This window comes from Celeribacter baekdonensis B30 (assembly GCF_000299875.1).
Lineage (GTDB): Bacteria > Pseudomonadota > Alphaproteobacteria > Rhodobacterales > Rhodobacteraceae > Celeribacter > Celeribacter baekdonensis_A.
In genome coordinates, this window is record NZ_AMRK01000001.1 from 136070 (window position 1) to 155106 (window position 19037).

19 protein-coding genes are annotated in these 19037 nt (G+C 58.5%); 10 read left to right on the top strand and 9 right to left on the bottom strand.

The genetic code is table 11. From position 1 onward, the window contains the following. Window positions 1–52: 52 nt before the first annotated feature. Window positions 53–1342 (bottom strand): Nramp family divalent metal transporter, encoded by a 1290-nt coding sequence (locus tag B30_RS00695; protein WP_009570043.1) that lies wholly within the window; start codon window positions 1340–1342, stop codon window positions 53–55. 187 nt (window positions 1343–1529) lie between these two features. Between B30_RS00695 and mntR the strand changes: the two genes are divergently transcribed. After that, window positions 1530–1988, top strand: coding sequence for a manganese-binding transcriptional regulator MntR (gene mntR / locus B30_RS00700; protein ID WP_009570044.1), 459 nt, complete (start codon window positions 1530–1532; stop codon window positions 1986–1988). Between the two features lie 76 nt (window positions 1989–2064). Here mntR and B30_RS00705 read toward each other — a convergent pair whose 3' ends face one another. The 5 genes from B30_RS00705 to B30_RS00725 form a co-directional block, all read right to left on the bottom strand. Further along, the gene (locus B30_RS00705; RefSeq protein ID WP_009570045.1) at window positions 2065–2982 is read right to left on the bottom strand and encodes a LysR family transcriptional regulator; all 918 of its coding nucleotides are present in this window, start codon (window positions 2980–2982) and stop codon (window positions 2065–2067) included. Between the two features lie 30 nt (window positions 2983–3012). Further along, window positions 3013–4110, bottom strand: a complete 1098-nt coding sequence (locus B30_RS00710) for a saccharopine dehydrogenase family protein (protein ID WP_081583640.1) — start codon at window positions 4108–4110, stop codon at window positions 3013–3015. Next, the gene (locus B30_RS00715) at window positions 4107–4865 is read right to left on the bottom strand and encodes an amino acid ABC transporter ATP-binding protein (protein ID WP_009570047.1); all 759 of its coding nucleotides are present in this window, start codon (window positions 4863–4865) and stop codon (window positions 4107–4109) included. The genes B30_RS00710 and B30_RS00715 overlap by 4 nt, the downstream gene beginning before the upstream one ends. A gap of 20 nt (window positions 4866–4885) precedes the next feature. Then, complete coding sequence (locus tag B30_RS00720; RefSeq protein WP_009570048.1) at window positions 4886–5548, bottom strand: amino acid ABC transporter permease; 663 nt, start codon at window positions 5546–5548, stop codon at window positions 4886–4888. Between the two features lie 69 nt (window positions 5549–5617). Continuing rightward, entirely contained in the window at window positions 5618–6451 is an 834-nt protein-coding gene (locus B30_RS00725; protein ID WP_009570049.1) for a transporter substrate-binding domain-containing protein, read from the bottom strand. A 276-nt stretch (window positions 6452–6727) separates the two neighbouring features. Here B30_RS00725 and B30_RS00730 point away from each other — a divergent pair, with 276 nt between their 5' ends. Genes B30_RS00730 through dapA form a run of 6 tightly spaced genes read left to right on the top strand, consistent with a single transcriptional unit; the run spans window position 6728 to window position 12469 of the window. Beyond that, window positions 6728–7888, top strand: coding sequence for an NAD(P)/FAD-dependent oxidoreductase (locus tag B30_RS00730; protein ID WP_009570050.1), 1161 nt, complete (start codon window positions 6728–6730; stop codon window positions 7886–7888). Then, on the top strand, window positions 7885–8160 hold the full coding sequence (locus tag B30_RS00735) for a 2Fe-2S iron-sulfur cluster-binding protein (protein WP_009570051.1): 276 nt from the start codon (window positions 7885–7887) through the stop codon (window positions 8158–8160). Before B30_RS00730 ends, B30_RS00735 begins: the two co-directional genes overlap by 4 nt. Beyond that, window positions 8153–9460 carry an FAD-dependent oxidoreductase gene (locus tag B30_RS00740; RefSeq protein WP_009570052.1) on the top strand — a complete coding sequence of 436 codons (1308 nt, stop codon included), beginning with the start codon at window positions 8153–8155 and terminating at the stop codon, window positions 9458–9460. The genes B30_RS00735 and B30_RS00740 overlap by 8 nt, the downstream gene beginning before the upstream one ends. Beyond that, entirely contained in the window at window positions 9460–10854 is a 1395-nt protein-coding gene (locus B30_RS00745) for an aldehyde dehydrogenase family protein (protein WP_009570053.1), read from the top strand. The genes B30_RS00740 and B30_RS00745 overlap by 1 nt, the downstream gene beginning before the upstream one ends. A gap of 8 nt (window positions 10855–10862) precedes the next feature. After that, on the top strand, window positions 10863–11549 hold the full coding sequence (locus B30_RS00750) for a dihydrodipicolinate reductase C-terminal domain-containing protein (RefSeq protein ID WP_009570054.1): 687 nt from the start codon (window positions 10863–10865) through the stop codon (window positions 11547–11549). A gap of 11 nt (window positions 11550–11560) precedes the next feature. Continuing rightward, window positions 11561–12469 carry a 4-hydroxy-tetrahydrodipicolinate synthase gene (gene dapA, locus B30_RS00755; RefSeq protein ID WP_040401777.1) on the top strand — a complete coding sequence of 303 codons (909 nt, stop codon included), beginning with the start codon at window positions 11561–11563 and terminating at the stop codon, window positions 12467–12469. A 182-nt stretch (window positions 12470–12651) separates the two neighbouring features. On the opposite strand, the gene B30_RS00760 is transcribed toward dapA, so the two are convergent. The 3 genes from B30_RS00760 to B30_RS00770 all read right to left on the bottom strand — a co-directional run bounded on the left by B30_RS00760 (window position 12652) and on the right by B30_RS00770 (window position 15726). Continuing rightward, window positions 12652–14193, bottom strand: a complete 1542-nt coding sequence (locus B30_RS00760; protein ID WP_009570056.1) for a tripartite tricarboxylate transporter permease — start codon at window positions 14191–14193, stop codon at window positions 12652–12654. A gap of 12 nt (window positions 14194–14205) precedes the next feature. Next, window positions 14206–14637: a tripartite tricarboxylate transporter TctB family protein gene (locus tag B30_RS00765; RefSeq protein ID WP_009570057.1), complete on the bottom strand. Its 432-nt coding sequence runs from the start codon at window positions 14635–14637 to the stop codon at window positions 14206–14208. A gap of 99 nt (window positions 14638–14736) precedes the next feature. After that, window positions 14737–15726: a Bug family tripartite tricarboxylate transporter substrate binding protein gene (locus B30_RS00770; RefSeq protein ID WP_009570058.1), complete on the bottom strand. Its 990-nt coding sequence runs from the start codon at window positions 15724–15726 to the stop codon at window positions 14737–14739. A gap of 181 nt (window positions 15727–15907) precedes the next feature. Between B30_RS00770 and B30_RS00775 the strand changes: the two genes are divergently transcribed. Genes B30_RS00775 through B30_RS00785 form a run of 3 tightly spaced genes read left to right on the top strand, consistent with a single transcriptional unit; the run spans window position 15908 to window position 19036 of the window. Further along, complete coding sequence (locus tag B30_RS00775; protein ID WP_009570059.1) at window positions 15908–16579, top strand: response regulator transcription factor; 672 nt, start codon at window positions 15908–15910, stop codon at window positions 16577–16579. Next, entirely contained in the window at window positions 16572–17975 is a 1404-nt protein-coding gene (locus tag B30_RS00780; protein WP_232616880.1) for a sensor histidine kinase, read from the top strand. The genes B30_RS00775 and B30_RS00780 overlap by 8 nt, the downstream gene beginning before the upstream one ends. Further along, on the top strand, window positions 17972–19036 hold the full coding sequence (locus B30_RS00785; RefSeq protein WP_232616881.1) for an ABC transporter substrate-binding protein: 1065 nt from the start codon (window positions 17972–17974) through the stop codon (window positions 19034–19036). Before B30_RS00780 ends, B30_RS00785 begins: the two co-directional genes overlap by 4 nt. The last annotated feature ends 1 nt before the right edge of the window (window position 19037 follow it).

The following is a 19037-nucleotide window of genomic DNA, read 5'->3' on the forward strand; positions in this document are numbered from 1 at the left end:
CGGGGAAAAATAGGGCAAACGATCAATTTTTCAGCAAACACTGCCCACAACGCTATCCTGCAAGAAACGGCATGCTGAGGCCAAAGAACTCCGCCAAAAGCACGAAGTTCAACCCCAGCACCGCAACGGCCCCAACCCCGGCCAAGAGACGCAGCCCCGGATGGATCACAAACTCGCCCATAATTTCACGGCGCGACACGAAAATGATCAGCGCGATCATCGGCACGGGCAGAGCGATGGAGAGCACGACTTGCGACATCACCAAAGCATCAGTGGCATTCACGCCTGCGGCAACAACGGCAAAGGCCGGAACCATGGTCACCAAACGGCGAATCCAAATCGGCACATGAAAATGCAAGAACCCCTGCATGATCATCTGACCCGCCATGGTGCCGACGACCGAGCTTGAAATGCCCGAGGCAATCAAAGAGGCCAAGAACATGCCCGCCGCAGCCGCACCCAAGAGCGGTGTGAGCGTATGGTAGGCGGTTTCGATTTCGGCCACATCCGAATGCCCCAAGTGAAAGGCAGAGGCCGCCATCATCACCATCGCCATATTGACCATGCCCGCCACCGCAAGCGCGACCACGACTTCGGTGTTGGAGAATTTCAAAACCCTGCGCCGCTCGGCGGCATTGCGCACATTGGCACGCGATTGCGTCAGGCCCGAATGCAGGTAGATCGCGTGGGGCATCACAGTGGCCCCGATGATGCCGACCGCAATGGTCAGCGCCGCCGCATCGGGCAATTCCGGCGTGATCATCCCCATGGCCGCCCCGCCCCAATCAATTGGCGCGATGATGATTTCGGCCAGGTAACACAGGCCAATGACACCCACGAGCGCGCCAATGATCAACTCCATCGGACGGAACCCTTTGCCCTCAAAAATCAGGATCGCATAGGTGACGATGGCAGTGATGATCATTCCGACCATCAACGGCAGGTCAAACAGGAGCGCCAGTCCGATGGCACCGCCCAAAAACTCGGCCAAATCGGTCGCCATGGCGGCGACTTCGCTGATCGCCCACATGATCCAAACCACCGGGCGAGGGAAATTGTCCCGTGACAGTTCGGCCAGGTTTTTTCCGGTCACGATGCCCAGCCGCGCTGAGAGTGCCTGAAACAACATCGCGATCAGATTGGCCAAAAGCACAACCCACAACAGCGTATAGCCGTAGCCCGCACCGGCTTGGATGTTCGTGGCGTAATTGCCGGGGTCCATATAGGCTACCGAGGCGATAATGGCAGGCCCGGCAAACAGCAGGCGCGCACGCCAACCGCCACGGTCCCCGGAGAGAACAGAGGCAATGCCTTGTTTTGTGCGATCTGTGAGGGAGGGCATGAACGCGCCTTACAAATAAATGTCACGCCGATTTATAGCCATCGCTATACTTATTGCAACAGTAAATCTGACCTGAATAGCGACACCCTCTGATATAAGCCCGCGTACCTTTGCCACACAATCTAAATGCTGGTGAAAAAGTCATCCCTAGGCTATACAGAATTCCCAACAGAACAGGAGCGCCGTTATGGCCCCATCGCTTTCGACCAATCTTCCGCCAGAACAACAGAGTGCCTCGCAAGCGGATCGCTTCACCCGTGCCCGCGAAGTTCAGGCGGTGGCCCTGTTGGAGGACTATGTCGAAATGATCGGCGATTTGATCGCTGAGCATGGCGAAGCCCGCGTGGCCGATATTGCCGAGCGCATGGGCGTGGCGCAACCCACGGCCACCAAAGCCATCGCCCGGCTGAAACGCGAAGGCTTGGCGACGTCTCGCCCTTATCGCGGGGTGTTTTTGACCGATGACGGCGCGGCCCTGGCGGATCGGGTACGGGCACGGCACCGTACGGTTGTGGCCTTGCTCATTGCCGTGGGTGTGCCTGAAACCACCGCCGAACTTGACGCCGAAGGGATCGAACACCACGTCTCCGAAGGCACTCTGGCAGCGTTTGAGGCGTATCTCGCACAGCAAAATAGGAACAAATAACGCCCAATGGGGTGGGGATATAAGACACATCCATGGCGGCTGCGCGTTGGGTTAAAGCGGCAGGCCGTCTCTTGTGTCAGACCCGAAACCCCATCACGTTGCGACAAATTTCTCGTGTAAAGACAAGCACCGGGTCCTCGGACAAGAAAACCGGCGTGGCAAAATAGACCTTTACGGTCTGCATCTCGTCGAGAATGATCCATTTGACCTTCTCCCCGGCCGCTTCGGCAACCCATTCGGGCACGATGGCATACCCGATCCCGGCCCTGACAAGCTCCATGACGGAGGTCGAGCCAGAGACTGTGGTCATGTTTTGCGGCGCTTTGCCCAGTTTCTTGGTGAGGAAATCAATCCCCCGCGAGCGCAGGGTTTGACCCGGCTCGTAGGTGATAAAATTCTCCTGTTGCAAAGAGGCGAGGTCATTGCTTGAAGCGTAGTCGCGCGCCCAATGTTGCGGATAGACCAAGGCGAGACGGTATTGCCCCAAAAGAACCTGCGAAATACTGGCATCGCCAAAGAACCGTTCACAGACGCAGGCGTCCAGTTCGCCGTTGACCATCATCGACGACAGAACCGTGTCGCGCTCAAAAAAATTCAGCTCCATATCGGGATGGGTTTCTTTCACCTGCCTGACAATTTCGGGAAAGAAAGCATGAAACAGTGCCTGCGGGACACCAAACCGCATCACCGAATGGACATTTCGCAGCAAAAGCGACAGCCGCGCGAAGATCGTGTCAAGTTCCGCCCCCAATGAAGCGTGAAGCGCGCGCCCCGGGGCCGTCAACACAATCTCGCGCGAGCCTTTTTCGGCCTTCACCAACTGCGTGCCATAAAGCTGCTCAAGCCGTCGGACATGATTGGCGGCGGATTGGTAGGAAATATTGAGTTCACGCGCCGCACCGGAAAAAGACCCGATTTTTGCAACCAAATGAAAGGTCTGCAAAAGCGAAATGTCGATTTTTTGAGTCTGCGCGATACGCGGTTTCTCGGACATGATTTGCTCCCCGGTGAGAGCCTTGCGACCCTAGGCGTTGGTGAAGAGGGCCTTTGAAAAGGCAGAGTTCGAAAGGATCTCAAGTGAAAGATCGCCATGGTGCAACAGACCCTTGCGCGGCGCAAGACCACGCACGAGTATGTCCGCCACCGAACAGACATGATACGCCGAAATATGCGCAAGGGCAGACGTCGGAGTCTGCCGCGACAGTGATGACGGTGAGAACAGCCGCGTCTGTGTCCGTTCCTGCGCACCAACGCAGCAGGTCAGATGCACAATCACCCGATCGTCCTCGATCCGTTCAAGCCCGGTCAAAAGCAGGTTGCGCATAAGATAAAGCCGCTTTGACAGGCCCAGATCATCGAGCAGAAAGGAGATGTAATCGAGGTGCCCATGATAGCGCAGCGTCTTAAACGTCAACCCCTTCAAGCGGCCCTCATAGTGCGAGACCAAAGCATCCAATGTGCCCGAAGTGGTAAAGGCTTCAAAGGTCTCTCCGGAAATGGTTACGGTTTCGAGGTTGTCGAGCGGCGCCAAGCCGACCACCTTACCGTCCGCCAGCGCAGCACAGGGCTGGGTATATTCCGCGATCAACGCCTCAATGTCCCACATATTGCCATAGCCGAGACGATTGGTTTTTTTGGCCGGCAAAACACCGACATAGGCGGTGATCTCTGCCTCTGGACCACTGCGAGTCACAAGATCGTCCACCATGAGTGAAATCAGCCCCGGCGCAAGACCGCAGCCCGGCGCGAAGGGCGTTTCCGCCCCTGCGGCGATCTCATACACCGCGCGCAATGCTTTTGGGTCTTCGCACAGGTCCAAATACACGCAACCCGCCGCGCGCGCGGCTTGTGCCGCGCTGGGCACAACGGAGGGCGGCGCAGCGCATATGACTGCCGCCGCCCCCTTGAGAGCCTGCCCCATCCCGTTTAAATCCGTGCCACTGACCTGTGCGGCATTGAGGCCCTCCGCTTGCAAAAGACGCACACGGTCGTAGTCGATGTCCAGCACAAGAGGCGAAAAGGCCCGATCCGCGCCAAACACCCGCGCGATGGCGGTGCCGGAGCGCCCGCCGCCGACAATGACGATTTTGCAGGTTTCAGCGGTCGGCATGGAGCGGGTCATGCGTGAAATCGCTGAAGAAACTGTTGAAGCCGTTCGGATTGGGGGCTGTGCATCACCTCCTGCGGCGGGCCTTGTTCGGCAATCACACCATTGTCGATAAAAATCACCCGGTCCGCGACATCCGCGGCAAAGGCCATTTCATGCGTGACCAACACCATGGTCATCCCGCCTTCGGCCAAATCCCGCACCACCTGCAACACCTCAGACACCAGCTCGGGATCAAGCGCGCTGGTCACCTCGTCAAACAACATCACATCCGGGCGCATCGCCAGAGAGCGCGCAATCGCCACCCGCTGTTTTTGCCCGCCGGAGAGTTTGCTGGGATAATAGTTTTCCTTATCGGCAAGACCGACCTTGGCCAAAAGCGCGCGCGCATGAGCTTCGGCCTCAACTTGGCTCTCTTTTAAAACAACCCTTGGACCCTTGGTGACATTGTCCAAAACGGTCAAATGGGGAAACAGGTTAAAGTGTTGAAAACACATCCCAACCTTGCGCCGCAATGTGCCCGCTCCAAGCGTTCCCGCCTTGTCCTTAAACTCTGGCAACACATGGCTACCGCGAAATTTAAACGATCCCGACGTGGGCACTTCCATCATGTTGAGACAACGGATGAAGGTGGATTTGCCTGATCCCGACGGGCCGATGATGGCAATCACCTCACCCGGCGTGATGTCCAGATCAATACCTTTGAGCACCTCAAGTTCGCCATAGCTCTTTGTCAACGCGCGCACAGAAAGAATAGAAGGCGTGGTCATAACAGGGTCCTTTTTGCGGTTCAGTCGCTGCGCCGCATACGGCGTTCGAAATAATCGGCGAATTGGGTGAGCGGGAAAAGCATGGCGAAATACATGATCGCGGCGATCGAATAGCTTTCGAGCGGGCGGTAGGTTTCGCTATTCACGATGTAAGTCATATAGGTCAGTTCCGCGATGGAAATGGCGTATAGGAGCGATGTGTTTTTGACCTGAATAACCGACTGATTGATGAACGCAGGCAGCATCTTTTTGACCGCTTGCGGCATGATGATATGGCGCATCGCCTGGCCGCCAGACATGCCAACCGCCATCGCCGCTTCGCGCTGACCTTTGTCGATTGCATTGATGCCACCCCGAAAGATTTCACCGTAAAACGACCCGACATAAAGCGAGAGCGTCGCCAGCCCTGCGATCCAGTTCGGTATGCTGATCCCCAGCAACATCGGCAAAGCATAGTAGGCCCACATGATTTGTACGAGCAAAGGCGTGCAGCGAAACACCTCTTGGTAGGTGCGTGCCGCACCGCGCAACAGCCGCCATTTAGACAGTCGGGCAAAGGCGGTCACAAGTCCGATGACGATGCCAAAGCCAATCGAGCCGATGGTGTAAAGGAAAGTGGTGAGCAGCCCGTGCCAAAAGAGATCAAAGGACTGAAAGACCGTGTAGAAGTCCCAGTTATACATGGAGGTCCTCGAATATAGGTAAGGTCGACGCGCCAAAGAGCGCGCCGAGAGTGAGTGGTGAAGACAGGCTTATCCGCCGATGTCGAACCCTTCAGGCAAATCGTCCAGGGTCACATCAAAGGGGGCAAGGCTTTCAACGATCCATGTTTGGTTGTTCCCAACACGGCGGTTGTAATCGGCCCAGGCGGAAATAAAGGCTTTCCACGTTTCATCTGTGTCGTAATTCAAACCGATCACAGAGGGCGACGACAGGGTGGGTTTGGGGACATAAACGGTGCCAAGCGCCGAGTTCTTTTTGGACATGACAACAGAGTTCAACACGGTGTTGATCATCGCGTCCGCTTTGCCCGTGGTGACCGCAATCACCGCCTCATCACGAGATTTGAACCGAAGAACATTTGCGTTCGGAAGATACTGACGCGCGATATTGTCCTGCGCAGAGCCAAGATCAACCGCGATCGTATAGGCCGGATCGTTCAACTCCGCCCACCCCTTGTCGGCAAGCGCCGCATTCGGGGAGATGATCACGAAGCTGTTGTAATAGGTCGGGTCAGAGAATGAAATCGCCATCGCGCGTTTCGGCAAAGCGGTGAGCGCCAAGGCGAGGTCCACTTTGCCCGATTGCACATCAAGGATCGAGTTGCTCCAGCTGCTTTCAACAACTTCCAGCTCCACACCAAGCGTTTCGGCAATATCACGCGCCATAGACACGGCAAAGCCGCGCCATTCGCCGGTGCGCGGATCTTTCGCAAAATACGGGTCTTCGCTGAGAATCCCCGCCATGCGTAACGTACCTCGCTCGCGGATTTCATCAATCTTACTGTCTTGTGCCTGCGCCGAGCCAATCGACACAGCCGTGGCAAGTGCTGCAAGCGTGCCACCAATAAAAGCCTTGAGCTTCATTCTGATCTCCTTGTTGGACAAGGCAGCTTTTGCGCTGCCACTTCGTTTTGAGAAAACGGCGTTCCCGTGCTTCCTTGCTACAAAGCACCCGTTATCGGGGCGTCAGGCAATACAAGATCATCCTGCAAATATACAAAATAATTTACATGTCACAGATCATTATCGCGCACACACAGAATTGTTCCAACTTTTTTTGTATCTTAACCGCATATATTTGCATCGAAATCAGGCCCGTAATTGCCCAACCTTGGATCAAACCAAATTGGAGCAACCTTGGTGCAGCCGACAGACTCATATGACCTCGTGATTGCCGGAGCCGGCATTATCGGCGCCTCCGTGGCATGGCACGCGACCCAACGGGGTCTCCGCGTCGCCGTCATCGACGCAAAAGGCCCGGCGGCCGCAGCCTCAGGCGCGTCGGATGGGGCCGTCTCGGTCGCCTCCAAACGCCCGGGCCTCATGGCCAACCTTGCCGATGCCTCGCTTTGCTATGCGCGAGAGATGGCACAACACAACGGCATTTTAAAAGGCATTTTTCACCCTCGGCCAACGTTTATCTTTGCCCGTTCCGCCCCCGAAAGCGCAGCACTTGATCGTCTGACGCGCATGCTGCACGACCAGTCCCTCTCTGTCACCATCCACCAAGATGGGGCCGCGCAAACCTCGGCCATTTCTGGCCTTGGCAAAGACATCACGCGGGTGATCGAACTGCAAGGTGAGGCGCATATGCTCGGCTATCAAGCCACCCATGCCTATCTTCGCGCTGCCAAATGCGATCTCTTTTGGCCGCGCAGTCTGGAAGCCTATGAGCCGGGTCCCGAGGGTGTGCGGGTTTTCACCTCTGCGGGTGAGATGAATTGCGCACAGCTCGTGATCGCCTCCGGCATCGGCACCATGGGACTCCTCCCAAACGTGCCGATGATCGCGCGCTCCGGTCAGTTGATTGTCTCTGACAGAGGCCCCGCATCTGAACCCAACCTGCCCGGCCCGCTGACCTCTGCCGCGTATCTCCTTGATAAAACGGCAAACGGGCGCGGTGACGCCGGTCTCCCCGTCGTCATCGACCCCCTGCACACAGGGCAGGTGTTGATCGGCTCAACCCGCGAAGATCATGGGACGGAGCGCCAAACAGACATCGCCACCGTGCGCCGCCTGCTGCACAGCGCCGTCGGCTGTCTGCCACGTCTGGCTGAGCGCCGGATCATTCGGGTCTTTGCAGGTGTGCGCAGCGCGTCTCTCGATGGTTTGCCAATTGTCGGTGCCCTGCCGGAAGAGCCGAATGTGGTCTGCGCCACCGGATTTGAAGGCGATGGGATTTGCCTGTCCGCCCTGATCGGTCGCGAGATCGCCGCGCACCTCGCAACCGGGCAATCCAGTCCCGATCTTGCCGCCCTCACCCCCGGACGTTTTTCATCACAAGAGGCGATCCCAGCATGAGCGTCCAAACCATCCTTTGGAACGGCACTCCGATTGCCTTTCTCCCCGGCGATACAATCGCTTCGGCACTGTCGCGGGCCGGGATCACGGAGTTTGGCCTGCGCCAAACCGCGCTGCCCGCCGCGATTTTTTGCGGCATTGGTCAGTGCCAAAATTGCTTGGTCTCGATCGAAGGCATCGGTGTGGCTGAGGCCTGTCTGACCCTCTGCGATGCGGCGCAATCCGTGCGCAGCCTGTCCGATCACCGCCTGACGGAGAGCGCCCATGATTGACACCCGCCCCCTCATCGTCGGTGCAGGCCCCGCCGGGTTGCGTGCCGCCATCACATTGTCCGACGCGGGGCTTCACCCTGTTTTGGTCGACCATGCACCGGGCATCGGTGGGGCCGTTTATGCCAATTTGCGCGCCCAACCAAATCTGACACCGAAACTGACCCGCGAAGCCTGCATCCTGCGTCAGGATTTCGAGCGCGTTCGTCCGCGTGTTGATCTACGCCTGTCGACCGCCTTCGCCGCCTTCGATCAGGCGGGCACAGCCCTACTGACGGGGCAGGCTGGCATGATGTTCAAACCCCGCGCGGTCATTTTCGCCACCGGCGCGCGCGAACGCATTCAGCCCCGTCCGGGTTGGACCCTGGCCGGGGTGAGCAGTGCCGGGGCGCTGCAAATCGCGCTTAAAACCACAGGGACATTGCCTTTGGGGCGTCTTCTGTTGGCTGGCACCGGCCCCCTCCTCTATGCTATCGCAGCTCAAATGGTGGCGGCGGGCCGTGCGCCGGTTGCGGTGATCGAAACCGGGAACCCGCTGCGCCACCCTCTGATGGCTCTGCGTTTGCCCGCCCCTGTTTTGACCGAAGCCGCCCGTTACATGGGGCGACTTCTGCTTGCAGGCGTTCCGATTCTTTCGGGGACGGATTTGACCCGGATTGAGACGCGCAACGGGGCATTGATCGCTCACACCAGCCGTCAGGGTCGCTGGGCCGAAATTGCCGTGGACCACATTGGTTTGCATGACGGGCTGGCACGCAACGACTTTGGCATCAGCGCCGAAATGACGGGGCAAACACCCGTGTTTCAGGCCGGAGATTGCCGATCCGTTCTGGGGCGTTGGGCCGCCGAAGACGACGGCAAACGTGCCGCTGAACAGGTCCTGCACGCCTTGAAGGCGACGCCAGGTCGGGCGGCAATCGCGCCTGACCAGAGATTTGTCAAAACGCAAACCCTGCTCGCCAAACTCTTTGCCCGCGCGCCCTCGCTTGCGGCACCCGATCTCCCGGACGACACCGTCATCTGCCGCTGCGAAAACCGCAGTCTGGGTGATCTGAAACAGGCGCTTCAGGCGGCCTCAGAGCAAACCCAAACGACGGCCCGCACCCTGCGCCTCACCGAACGGTTTGGCATGGGACCCTGTCAAGGCCGTCAATGTCTCGACTGGGTCGCCGCCCTCACTGCCGACACCACCAGCTTTGCCGATCTTCGCGGCAATCGCTGGCCCATCAAACCCGTCCGCGTGCGCGACATTCTTGATGCGCCCGATTTCACCGTGGACCCCTCTCACCAGGACCTCAAATGATGAACGTACAATCTCCCTCCATCGCGACCCTTCAAGAGTTTGAAGTGCGCAACCCCTATGACAACAGCCTCGTCGGCAAGGTGCATGCAACCAGCGCCGAAGAGATCCAGACAATCGTCGCCAACGCCACGAAAGCCGCCGACGCCTTTCGGTTTTCCACCCCGCATGAACGCCGCGCCCTGTTGAACAGGATCGCCGATCTAATGGGACAAGATGCGGAAAACCTGGCGCAGACCGTGTCGCAGGAAATGGGCAAAACCATCACCGAAGCGCGCAATGAAATCCGCCGCGCCCAAAACACGCTGCGCCTGTCGGGCGATGCGGCAACGTTTCTGGATGGCGACGTCTTGCACACCGGGATCGTTGCAGGCGGCCCTGATCGTCAGGCCGTGATCACCTATGAGCCGGTCGGCGTCGTCGCCGCGATCACGCCGTTCAATTACCCGGTGAACTTGTTGTGTCACAAACTCGGCCCAGCGATCGCGGCGGGCAATGCGGTGATCGCCAAACCTTCGCCAAAAGCGCCGCTTGCCGCCCAGATGTTGATGGATCTCTGCGACGAGGCGGGTGCGCCGAAAGACCTGATTCAGATCGTCCATGGTGGCGCAGAGGCCGCGACCGCCTTGGCCAAGGCCCCGATTGACCTGTTGAGTTTCACCGGTGGCCCCGGCGCAGGCCTTGCGCTCAAAAACGCCTCTGGCCTTGTGCGGTGTTTGATGGAATTGGGCGGCAACGATCCGCTGTTTGTCCTGCCTGATGGCGATCTTGAGGCGGCGGCGAAAACCGCAGTGGCACAACGCTATGAGATCGCGGGGCAAAGCTGTGCTGCGGTCAAAAAGCTCTATGTGCATGAGGCGATTGAAGCCGAATTCACCGACCGTCTTTTGGCGCTGGTGGCCAATGTCGGCATGGGCGACCCCTCTGATCCCGCCACCATCATGGGGCCGGTGATTGACGCCGCTTCTGCGATTGAAATCGAAGCTCGGATTGAGGCGGCCGTGGCCGGAGGCGCGCATGTGTTGACCGGTGGGCGGCGTCGGCACACCCATTTCGATCCGGTGGTGATGAGCGGTGTGGACCCGTGCTCCAAACTGATGCGCGAAGAGACCTTTGGTCCGGTAATTTCCATCCGCAGCTTCACCGATTTCTCGGGCGCGATCCGCGAAGTGAACGCGGCGGGATTTGGGCTTCAGGCCGGGGTTTATACCAATGATCATAAGGCGATCAAACTGGCCTCGCGTCAGCTCAAAGTCGGCGGCGTCATGATCAACGAAGGTCCCGATTTCCGGGTCGAACATGTGCCGTTTGGCGGGGTGCGCAAATCCGGCCTTGGCCGCGAAGGGGTCCGCATCGCGCTGCGCGAAATGAGCGAAACCAAGGTTGTGATAGATTGAGGCCGCAGATGACACATATTTCGGTTTTTGGTGCGACAGGTAAAGTGGGGCGCGAGGTCTGCGCCCTGCTGACGGAGACAGACCAGGCCACCCTGGCAGAGGCAATATCGGCCTCTGGCACAGACACCACTTTGACATTGGCCGAAGCCGATTTCACAGGCACGGATGTTGTGATTGATTTTTCCACACCGGATGCGGTCATGACACTTTTGGACCATCTGCAAGGCACCTCTTTGCCAGTGATCATTGGCACCACCGGGTTTTCCGCTGCGCAAACCGCGCGCCTTCACGCCGAAGCGGACCACCGCGCCCTCTTGATCGGTGCCAATTTCACCAAAGGATTTGAAGCCTTCGCCGCCGCAGCCCTTGCTCTGAGCAAAGCCTTGCCAGAGGCCGCGATTACGGTGGGGGAGGTTTATAAAGCCGACAAGAAAATGGCCGCCTCCGGCACCACCAAACGACTGAGTGCCGAGCTTGCTGAGATCACCGGCAAAGAGATCGATCTCGACATTCAGCGCATCGGGGATACGGCTGGTATCACCACCGTTGTTCTGGATTACAAAATCGCCACGCTGCGCCTTGAACTGAATGTGCGCACCCGCGCCGCCTATGCCGCCGGTGCGGTTGAGGCCGCCCTTTGGCTCGTTGGACGCGCCAATGGCCTTTACGCCCCCAAAGATTTGCTTGCATCCTAATGGAGAATCCCATGTCCGATCTGTCTCGCTTTGACGGTGTTTTCACCGCCCTCATCACCCCTTTCACCCAATCCGGCGATATCGACTGGGTCGCTTTTGACAGGTTGATTGACCGCCAACTCGCCGCTGGCATCACCGGCCTTGTGCCCGTTGGCACCACAGGCGAGGCGGCAACCCTTACCTCCGAGGAAGCCGATGCGCTCATCGCGCATACGGTCAAACGCGCCAAGGGCAAAGCCTATGTTTTGGCTGGCACCGGGTCCAACTCCACAGCCAAAACGATAGCCGCGACACAGCGTGCAACCGAGCTTGGCGTCGATGGGGTTTTGGTCGTCACACCTTATTACAACAAGCCCTCACAACAGGGGCTGCTCAACCATTTCTCTGCGGTGGCCGATGCAACCACAGCCGATGTCGTGCTCTATTCTGTGCCCGGCCGGGCGGGGGTTGAGATTGCCCCCGACACCGCCGGTGCCTTGGCCCAGCGTCATCTCAACATCGTTGCAATCAAAGAAGCCGGTGGCGCGCCGTCGCGCGTGACTGATCTGCGCACGGCCGCGCCCGGCCTGGCTATTCACTGTGGCGATGACGGTCTGGCACTGGCGTTTTACGCGCTTGGGTCTTGTGGGCTGACCTCGGTGTTTTCGAACTACGACCCGGAAATCTGTGTTGAGCTGTACAAAGCCTGGCAGGCAGGGGATCGCCTGCGCGCCTTGGACATTCACGAGGCCCTGCGCGACATCGCCGATGCCATGTTTATCGAAAACAGCCCCGCCCCGGTGAAATACGTTCTGTCCAATGCCGGGCTCTATACCGCTTCGGTGCGGATGCCGCTGGCGGAAGTGTCGGCACCATCACGGAGCGTGTTGGATCAACATGTGGTGGACTTCAAAACCCGCCGGGAGGGTCTCGCCCTTTAATCTCGCCCGGAGGACTCCACCCTGGCGGCGTAACCGCCTTGGCCACGCCGGCTGTGTCTTTGGGTTGCCGACCCCGACGCGGACGTGTGCATGGGACGTGACTTCAGCCTTGCGGCAAAACAGAGCCGTGGGGAGAAGCGGGCGTTTGCGACGTGAACACAAACGCCCGCCAGTCTTTTGCTTCAGTCGGCCAAAGAGCCTTCTTCGTCACGCCGGGCGTGCATTTTCGATTTCACCTTGCGGCCAATGATCAGCGGCAAAATGAACCCGACGATAGCGATCAACCAAAGTGTGATCGACAACGGGCTATCGACCAAAGTCAGCCAATTGCCATTGTCGATGGTGATCGCGCGGCGCAGGTTGTTTTCCATCGCATTGCCCAACAAGGTGCCAAGGATGATCGGCACCAGCGGCACATCGAATTTGCGCAAGATCCAGCCCAACATGCCAAAGCCAACCATGACCAAGAGGTCAAAGGACGAACCCGAAATGCCGTAGATGCCAACGAAAGACACCATGGCAACCACCGGCATCAAGATACGCGGCGGCACCATCAACACGCGGGTGAACAGGCCGACCATCGGAATGTTCATCGCCAAGAGCATGAAGTTGGCGATGAACAGCGCCGCGATCAGGCCCCAGACAACATCCGGGTTTTGCGAAAACAACAGCGGTCCCGGCGTGATGTTGAGCGACAACAGCACCGCCAACAACACCGCCGTAGTGCCTGACCCCGGCACACCCAGCGCCAACATCGGCACAAGCGCACCACCGGCGGCGGCATTGTTGCCGGCCTCGGGGGCGGCCACACCGCGCGGATCGCCTTTGCCAAAGGTCTTGCCGTCCTTGTCCACCAACCGCTTTTCAAACGAATAGGCAATAAAGGACCCAAGCGAGGCCCCTGCCCCCGGCAACACCCCCGCCAAGAAGCCCAGGAGCGTGGAACGGATCATTGTCGGCGTGGTTTGTTTGAGCATCGACAAAGGCGGCGTCAGACGCCCGACTTTTATTTTCGATGCCGTGCCTTCTGCGTCACCATGGCGGTGCTCCAAAAAGATGAACACTTCGGAGAGCGCAAACAGGCCAACAATGGCAACGAGGAAATCCAAACCGTCATAGAGGTGCACTTCGCCAAAGGTAAAACGCGGCACGCCGGTTTGGGTGTCAACGCCAATCATTGCAAGGCCAAGACCGAGTGCTGCGGCAAAGGCCGATTTGGCTTGGTTGGTCGAAGACACGCCGCCCAAGGTCATAAAAGCCAAGGCGAACAGTGCGAAATATTCGGCGGGGCCAAACAAGAGCGCGATTTTGACGAGCTGCGGCGCAAGGAAAATCAGGCCCCAAGTGGCAAAAAACGCACCAACAAAAGAGGCAATACCAGAGAGCGACAGCGCCTGCCCCGCCATGCCCTTTTGCGCCATTGGATAGCCGTCGAGACAGGTCATCATCGCCGGTTCATCGCCGGGAATGTTGAGCAGGATGGACGAAATCCGCCCGCCATACATCGCGCCGTAATAGACAGACGTCAGCAAGATCAGCGAGGGCGTGGCCCCAAGACCAAGGGTAAAGGCCAGCGGGATCAAAATCGCCACGCCGTTTGACGGACCGAGGCCCGGAAGCGCGCCCATGATGGTGCCAAGGAAACAGCCCAACAGGGCCAAAAGGATGTTCTGCCACGTCAGTGCAATGGCAAAACCGTCCGCAAGAGACATGAAAGTGTCCATGATGGTGGTCCTTTAAAACCCAAGCGGGCCGCGCGCGAGCGACAGGCCAAGCACAAGGTGAAAGATGACATAAATCCCAACCGAGGTGCCGACACCGGTCAGCACGGTGGCCACCACGCCCGACCCAAGCCGCCATGTCAGATAGGCGGCGGCAAAGGCCGTTGCGATCACGAAACCAAGGACGGGAAGCAGTTCGGCGTAAAGCATCATAACCACAGCCGCCGCGAGAATTTCCGCGAAGCGACCGAGGCTTGGCCACGTCGGCGCGTCGTCGGGCTTAAGCGCGATGGCAATGGAACTGAGGCCGAGAATGGTGGCAATGATCAGCGGAAAGGCTTTGGGACCGACGGCATCAGAGAGGAAACTTTCCTCAATCGCCACGGCAGCAAAGGCAAAGCCGATGGCAAGAAGCAGGCCAACCAAACCAAAAATACGATCACTCATGGGGATCTCCTTTGGAGGATGTGGAAACGGACCGGTGGGGATATGAGCTGGGCGCCGCAACAGATGCGGCGCCCGTCACATCATCACAAACCAAATGGCTTATTTGATGATGCCGATGTCTTTCGAAATCGCCTGAATTTGCGCAACGCTCTCGGAGACGAATGTTTCGAAGGCTGCGCCTTGCAGGTCAAGCGGCGCCATGCCGTTGTTCGCCATGATCTCTTTCCACTCAGGTGTGGCATAGAGATCCGCGATTTTGGACACCCAGGCGTCATAGGCTTCGTCGCTCATCTCGCCCGGTGCATAAAAGCCGCGCCAGTTGGCCCCGATGGCATCCACGCCCTGCTCTTTTGCCGTCGGGAAATCGGCAAATTCGCCACCAAGACGCTCGGGCGACAACACGGCAAGCACACGAATGTCACCGCTGTCGACAAAGCCTTTGGCTTCGGAAATATCGCCGGTGAAGGCCTGAACAGAGCCAGCCAAAAGCTGGGTCACCGCCTCACCGCCACCATCAAACGCGATGTATTTCACGGTGCGCACATCGTCGATACCATAGGCATTGGCCGCGATCAGAACTTTGAGGTGGTCCCAGCCGCCCACGGCGGACCCGCCCGCGACGGAGACAGAGCGCGGATCGGTTTTGATCATCTCAAGCAGAGCCGGAAGATCGGCAATGTCGCTGTCTTTGGCGACGGCGATCACACCGTAGTCTGCACCGATGGAGGCCAACCAACGGACCTGATCCATGGTGTTGCCCGGATACGCGCCCTGCGCCAAACGGGTCGCGGTCGCGGACGAGGCCGCCACGATCAGATCATTGTCATCAGCGCGCTTGTTGACGACTTCGGCATAGGCCACACCACCACCGCCACCGGCGAGGTTCACAACCTGCATGGTTTTATCGAGAAGGCCGAGGTCTTGCAGGGTTTTCCCCACCTGACGACAGGTGAAATCCCAACCGCCACCGGGGTTGGCGGGCGCGATACATTCAGGGTTCTCGGGGGTGAAACCGTCCGCGAAGGCGCCAAAGGTGGATGCGCCAAGCAAAGCTGCGGCAACGGTGAGGCGAGTGGCCTTGATGATCATGTGTATTTTCCTCCACATTCATGTCTGTCGGGCTGTAAGGCCGCCCGAAGTCCAAAAGCCAACGCACCGCAGGTTTGCGGTCTCCTCGCGAATGGCTATGAAGGATGTGTAGACTGCAAAGCTGTCATGAACCTGTCACGGCGGATCACGCGGGCCAGTGAAGCGGGAGGATCAGAGGACCATGCGGATATTGATCGTTGAAGATGCGGCCGATGTGGCCGAAGCCGTGGCCATTCGGCTGGACAAATCCGGCATGGCCTGTGACATCGCCGAGTGTTGTGAGGCAGCGGAAGATTTTCTGGCGGTGCAGCGCTATGATGCGATTGTGCTCGACATCAACCTGCCCGACCGCAACGGCACCGAGCTGTTGCGCGACATGCGCACGCGCGGTGACCGCACGCCGGTGTTGATGCTGACCGCCTTGTTTTCCGTCGATGACCGGGTGTCCGCGCTTGATCTTGGGGCCGATGACTATTTGGTCAAACCCTTTGATCAACGTGAATTGGAAGCCCGCCTTCGTGCCCTTGTGCGGCGCGAAGCGGAGCAAAAATCGGACGCCATCTCTTTGGGACCGCTGACATTTTCGCTCGCAACCCTGAATGCGACACTTGAAGGTGTGCCGCTGAATCTGACCCGACGCGAGGCCACGCTTTTGGGGCTGTTGTTGCGCAATCAAAAGGCCGCGCTGAGTAAGAAACGCCTGTATGATGGGTTGTTCGCCTTTGATGACGCCGATGTGGGATTAAACGCCATCGAACTCTACATCGCGCGGCTGCGCAAAAAGCTCGCGGGCACAAGCGTGAGCATCGAAACCCAACGCGGTGTCGGCTATCGGATTTTCCAAAATGAATAGCCACATGGTTGCGCTGAACGGTCAACGCACACTCCTGTCACGAGTGATGGGCGGGGTCTTGTCGCTTTTGGCCGTAGGGGGCATTTTGGTGACGATCGCCGCCTTTGCCTACGGCAAAAACGCAGCGCGGCAATCCTTTGACCGCATTTTACTGGGTGCGGCCAATGACATTGCGGAATCAATCGACATCGTGAATGGCGCCCCGATTGCAGATATTCCGGTCTCGGCCTTTGGCCTTTTGTCCCTGGCGGCGGATGATCGCATTTTTTATTCAGTGCGTGGCCCGCAGGGCGAGGTTCTGACCGGCTACGCGGGCGCTGTTGCACGCGATTTCACCCATGACACGCTCACCACGCCAGCGTTTTTTGACAGCACACTCCAAGGCGAACGCGCGCGGTTTGTCACCGTGGCCAGGCGGTTCTCGGAACGGGATTTTTCCGGCGCGGTGTTTGTCTTTGTCGGACAGACGTTGCGGGCGCGCAATGCGATGGCGCTGGACCTGACCAAGGGCGCGGTTCTGGTCACGGGGATTGGCGGCATCGCTCTGCTTTTGGGGGCATTTTTAGTGATCCGCTCAGCCATGCGACCGCTTGAACACCTGACCCGAGACCTGTCGCACCGTGACCCCTATGACTTGACGCCGATGGCCGCAGACGGGCCTGCCGAAGTTGCGGTCATGGTCCATGCGATGAACCGGTTTATGCAGCGTCTGGACCGACAAGTCGGCGCGATGAAACATCTGATTTCCGACACCGCGCATCAGTTGCGCACCCCCGTTGCCGCGATCCGGGCGCAGGCGGAATTGGCAATAGAAGACGATCCCGCGCATCGCGCCCATCGACTGGAGCGCTTGGTGCGGCGCACACGCTCTTTGGGCACTTTGTTGGATCAGATGTTGTCGCGCGCCATGGTCATCCACCGCACAGATAACGCCCCGCCCTCCGCCGTGGATTTGCGCGACGTGGCGCTGAAGGTCTTTGAGGACCGCGACCACGAAGTTTTGGCCCCGGAGGCCGAGGTTCGATTAGAGATCGGGGATGTGGCGGTGATCGTGATGGCCGATGAAATTTCATTGAGTGAAGCGGCGAAAAACATGCTGGCGAATGCGCTGCGTCATGGCACATCCCCGATCACCATCGGGGTCTGTGCCGATCGAGGCATAGGCGAGATTTGGGTCCAAGACGCGGGTCCTGGCCCGGCCAACGATGTGATCGACACCATCGGCCAACGGTTTGAACGCTCCGCCGCCTCAAAGGGCAACAGCGCGGGATTGGGCCTCTCGATTGTGCGCGCCGTGGCCGAGGCATTCCAAGGAAAGGTGCATATGGCACGCAATGATCAAGGGTTTCGTGTCAGTCTGGCCTTGCCTGCGGACCATAGCGTGGAGGAGGTATGATGCGATCTCTTTTACGCTTGTGGCGTATGAGTTTGATGGTGCTGTGCCTCATTGCCAACCCGGCGATGAGCCAAGAGGCCAGCCAAAGATTTATCGCCAAAGACGCCACACCAAGCACCGTTCTCCTGGTGCGCTCCACCACCGATATTTCGATTTTTGCCCCTGCTTTGGCGGCCTTTGTCGCGGCCAACCCAAGCGTCGAAATCGCCTATGAACAATGGGGGTCCAACGCGCTTTATGCCAACAGTCTTGGAGCCTGTGAGGGGACAGCCACACCTGCGGATGTGGTGATTTCCTCCGGAGTGCATCAGATGGTGGATTTGGTCAACCGCGCCTGTGCCAGTGCCTATCAGTCTGAATTCACAGCCCAATTGCCCGCCGCGCGTCGGTGGCGCGACGAGCTTTGGGGGATCACCCGCGAAGCCGCTGTGATCATCTACAACACCGATCTGGTCTCTGCTGAGGACGCCCCGCGCACGCGCTTTGCACTGTTGGATTTGATGCGGCGTTCCTCTGCCGACTTTATGGGTAAAATCGCCACCTATGATGTGGAAGCCTCCGGCCTTGGATTTCTCTTTGCCTTTATGGACAGTCAGGAGGCCACAACCTTTGGCGGGCTTTTGGAAGGCTTCGCCCGCGTCGATGCGGTGGCAACCTGTTGTTCGGCGGAGATCATTGAAGGGGTCGACAGTGGCCGATATAAAATCGCCTATAATGTGTTGGGCTCCTATGTGGATACCGTCCCGCATGCGAATTTGGGCGTGATTTACCCCGAAGATTACACGTTGTTTTTGTCGCGCGCTTTTATGATCCCAAAAGGCGCGCATCAAGGTGCTACGGCGGGCGGGTTTTTGGACTTTCTCCTGTCGCCCCGTGGGCGCGCCCTGTTGTCCCAGAGCACGCTCATTCATGACAGCAACAGCGATGAAACCGCCGCAAACGAAAGTGCGACACGCTACATTCCCATTGGGCCGACCTTGCTTGTCGCAATGGATCGACACAGGCGCGCCCGCTTTATCGAAAAATGGCGCGATAGTTTTGGTGTGGATGCGGTGAAATAAC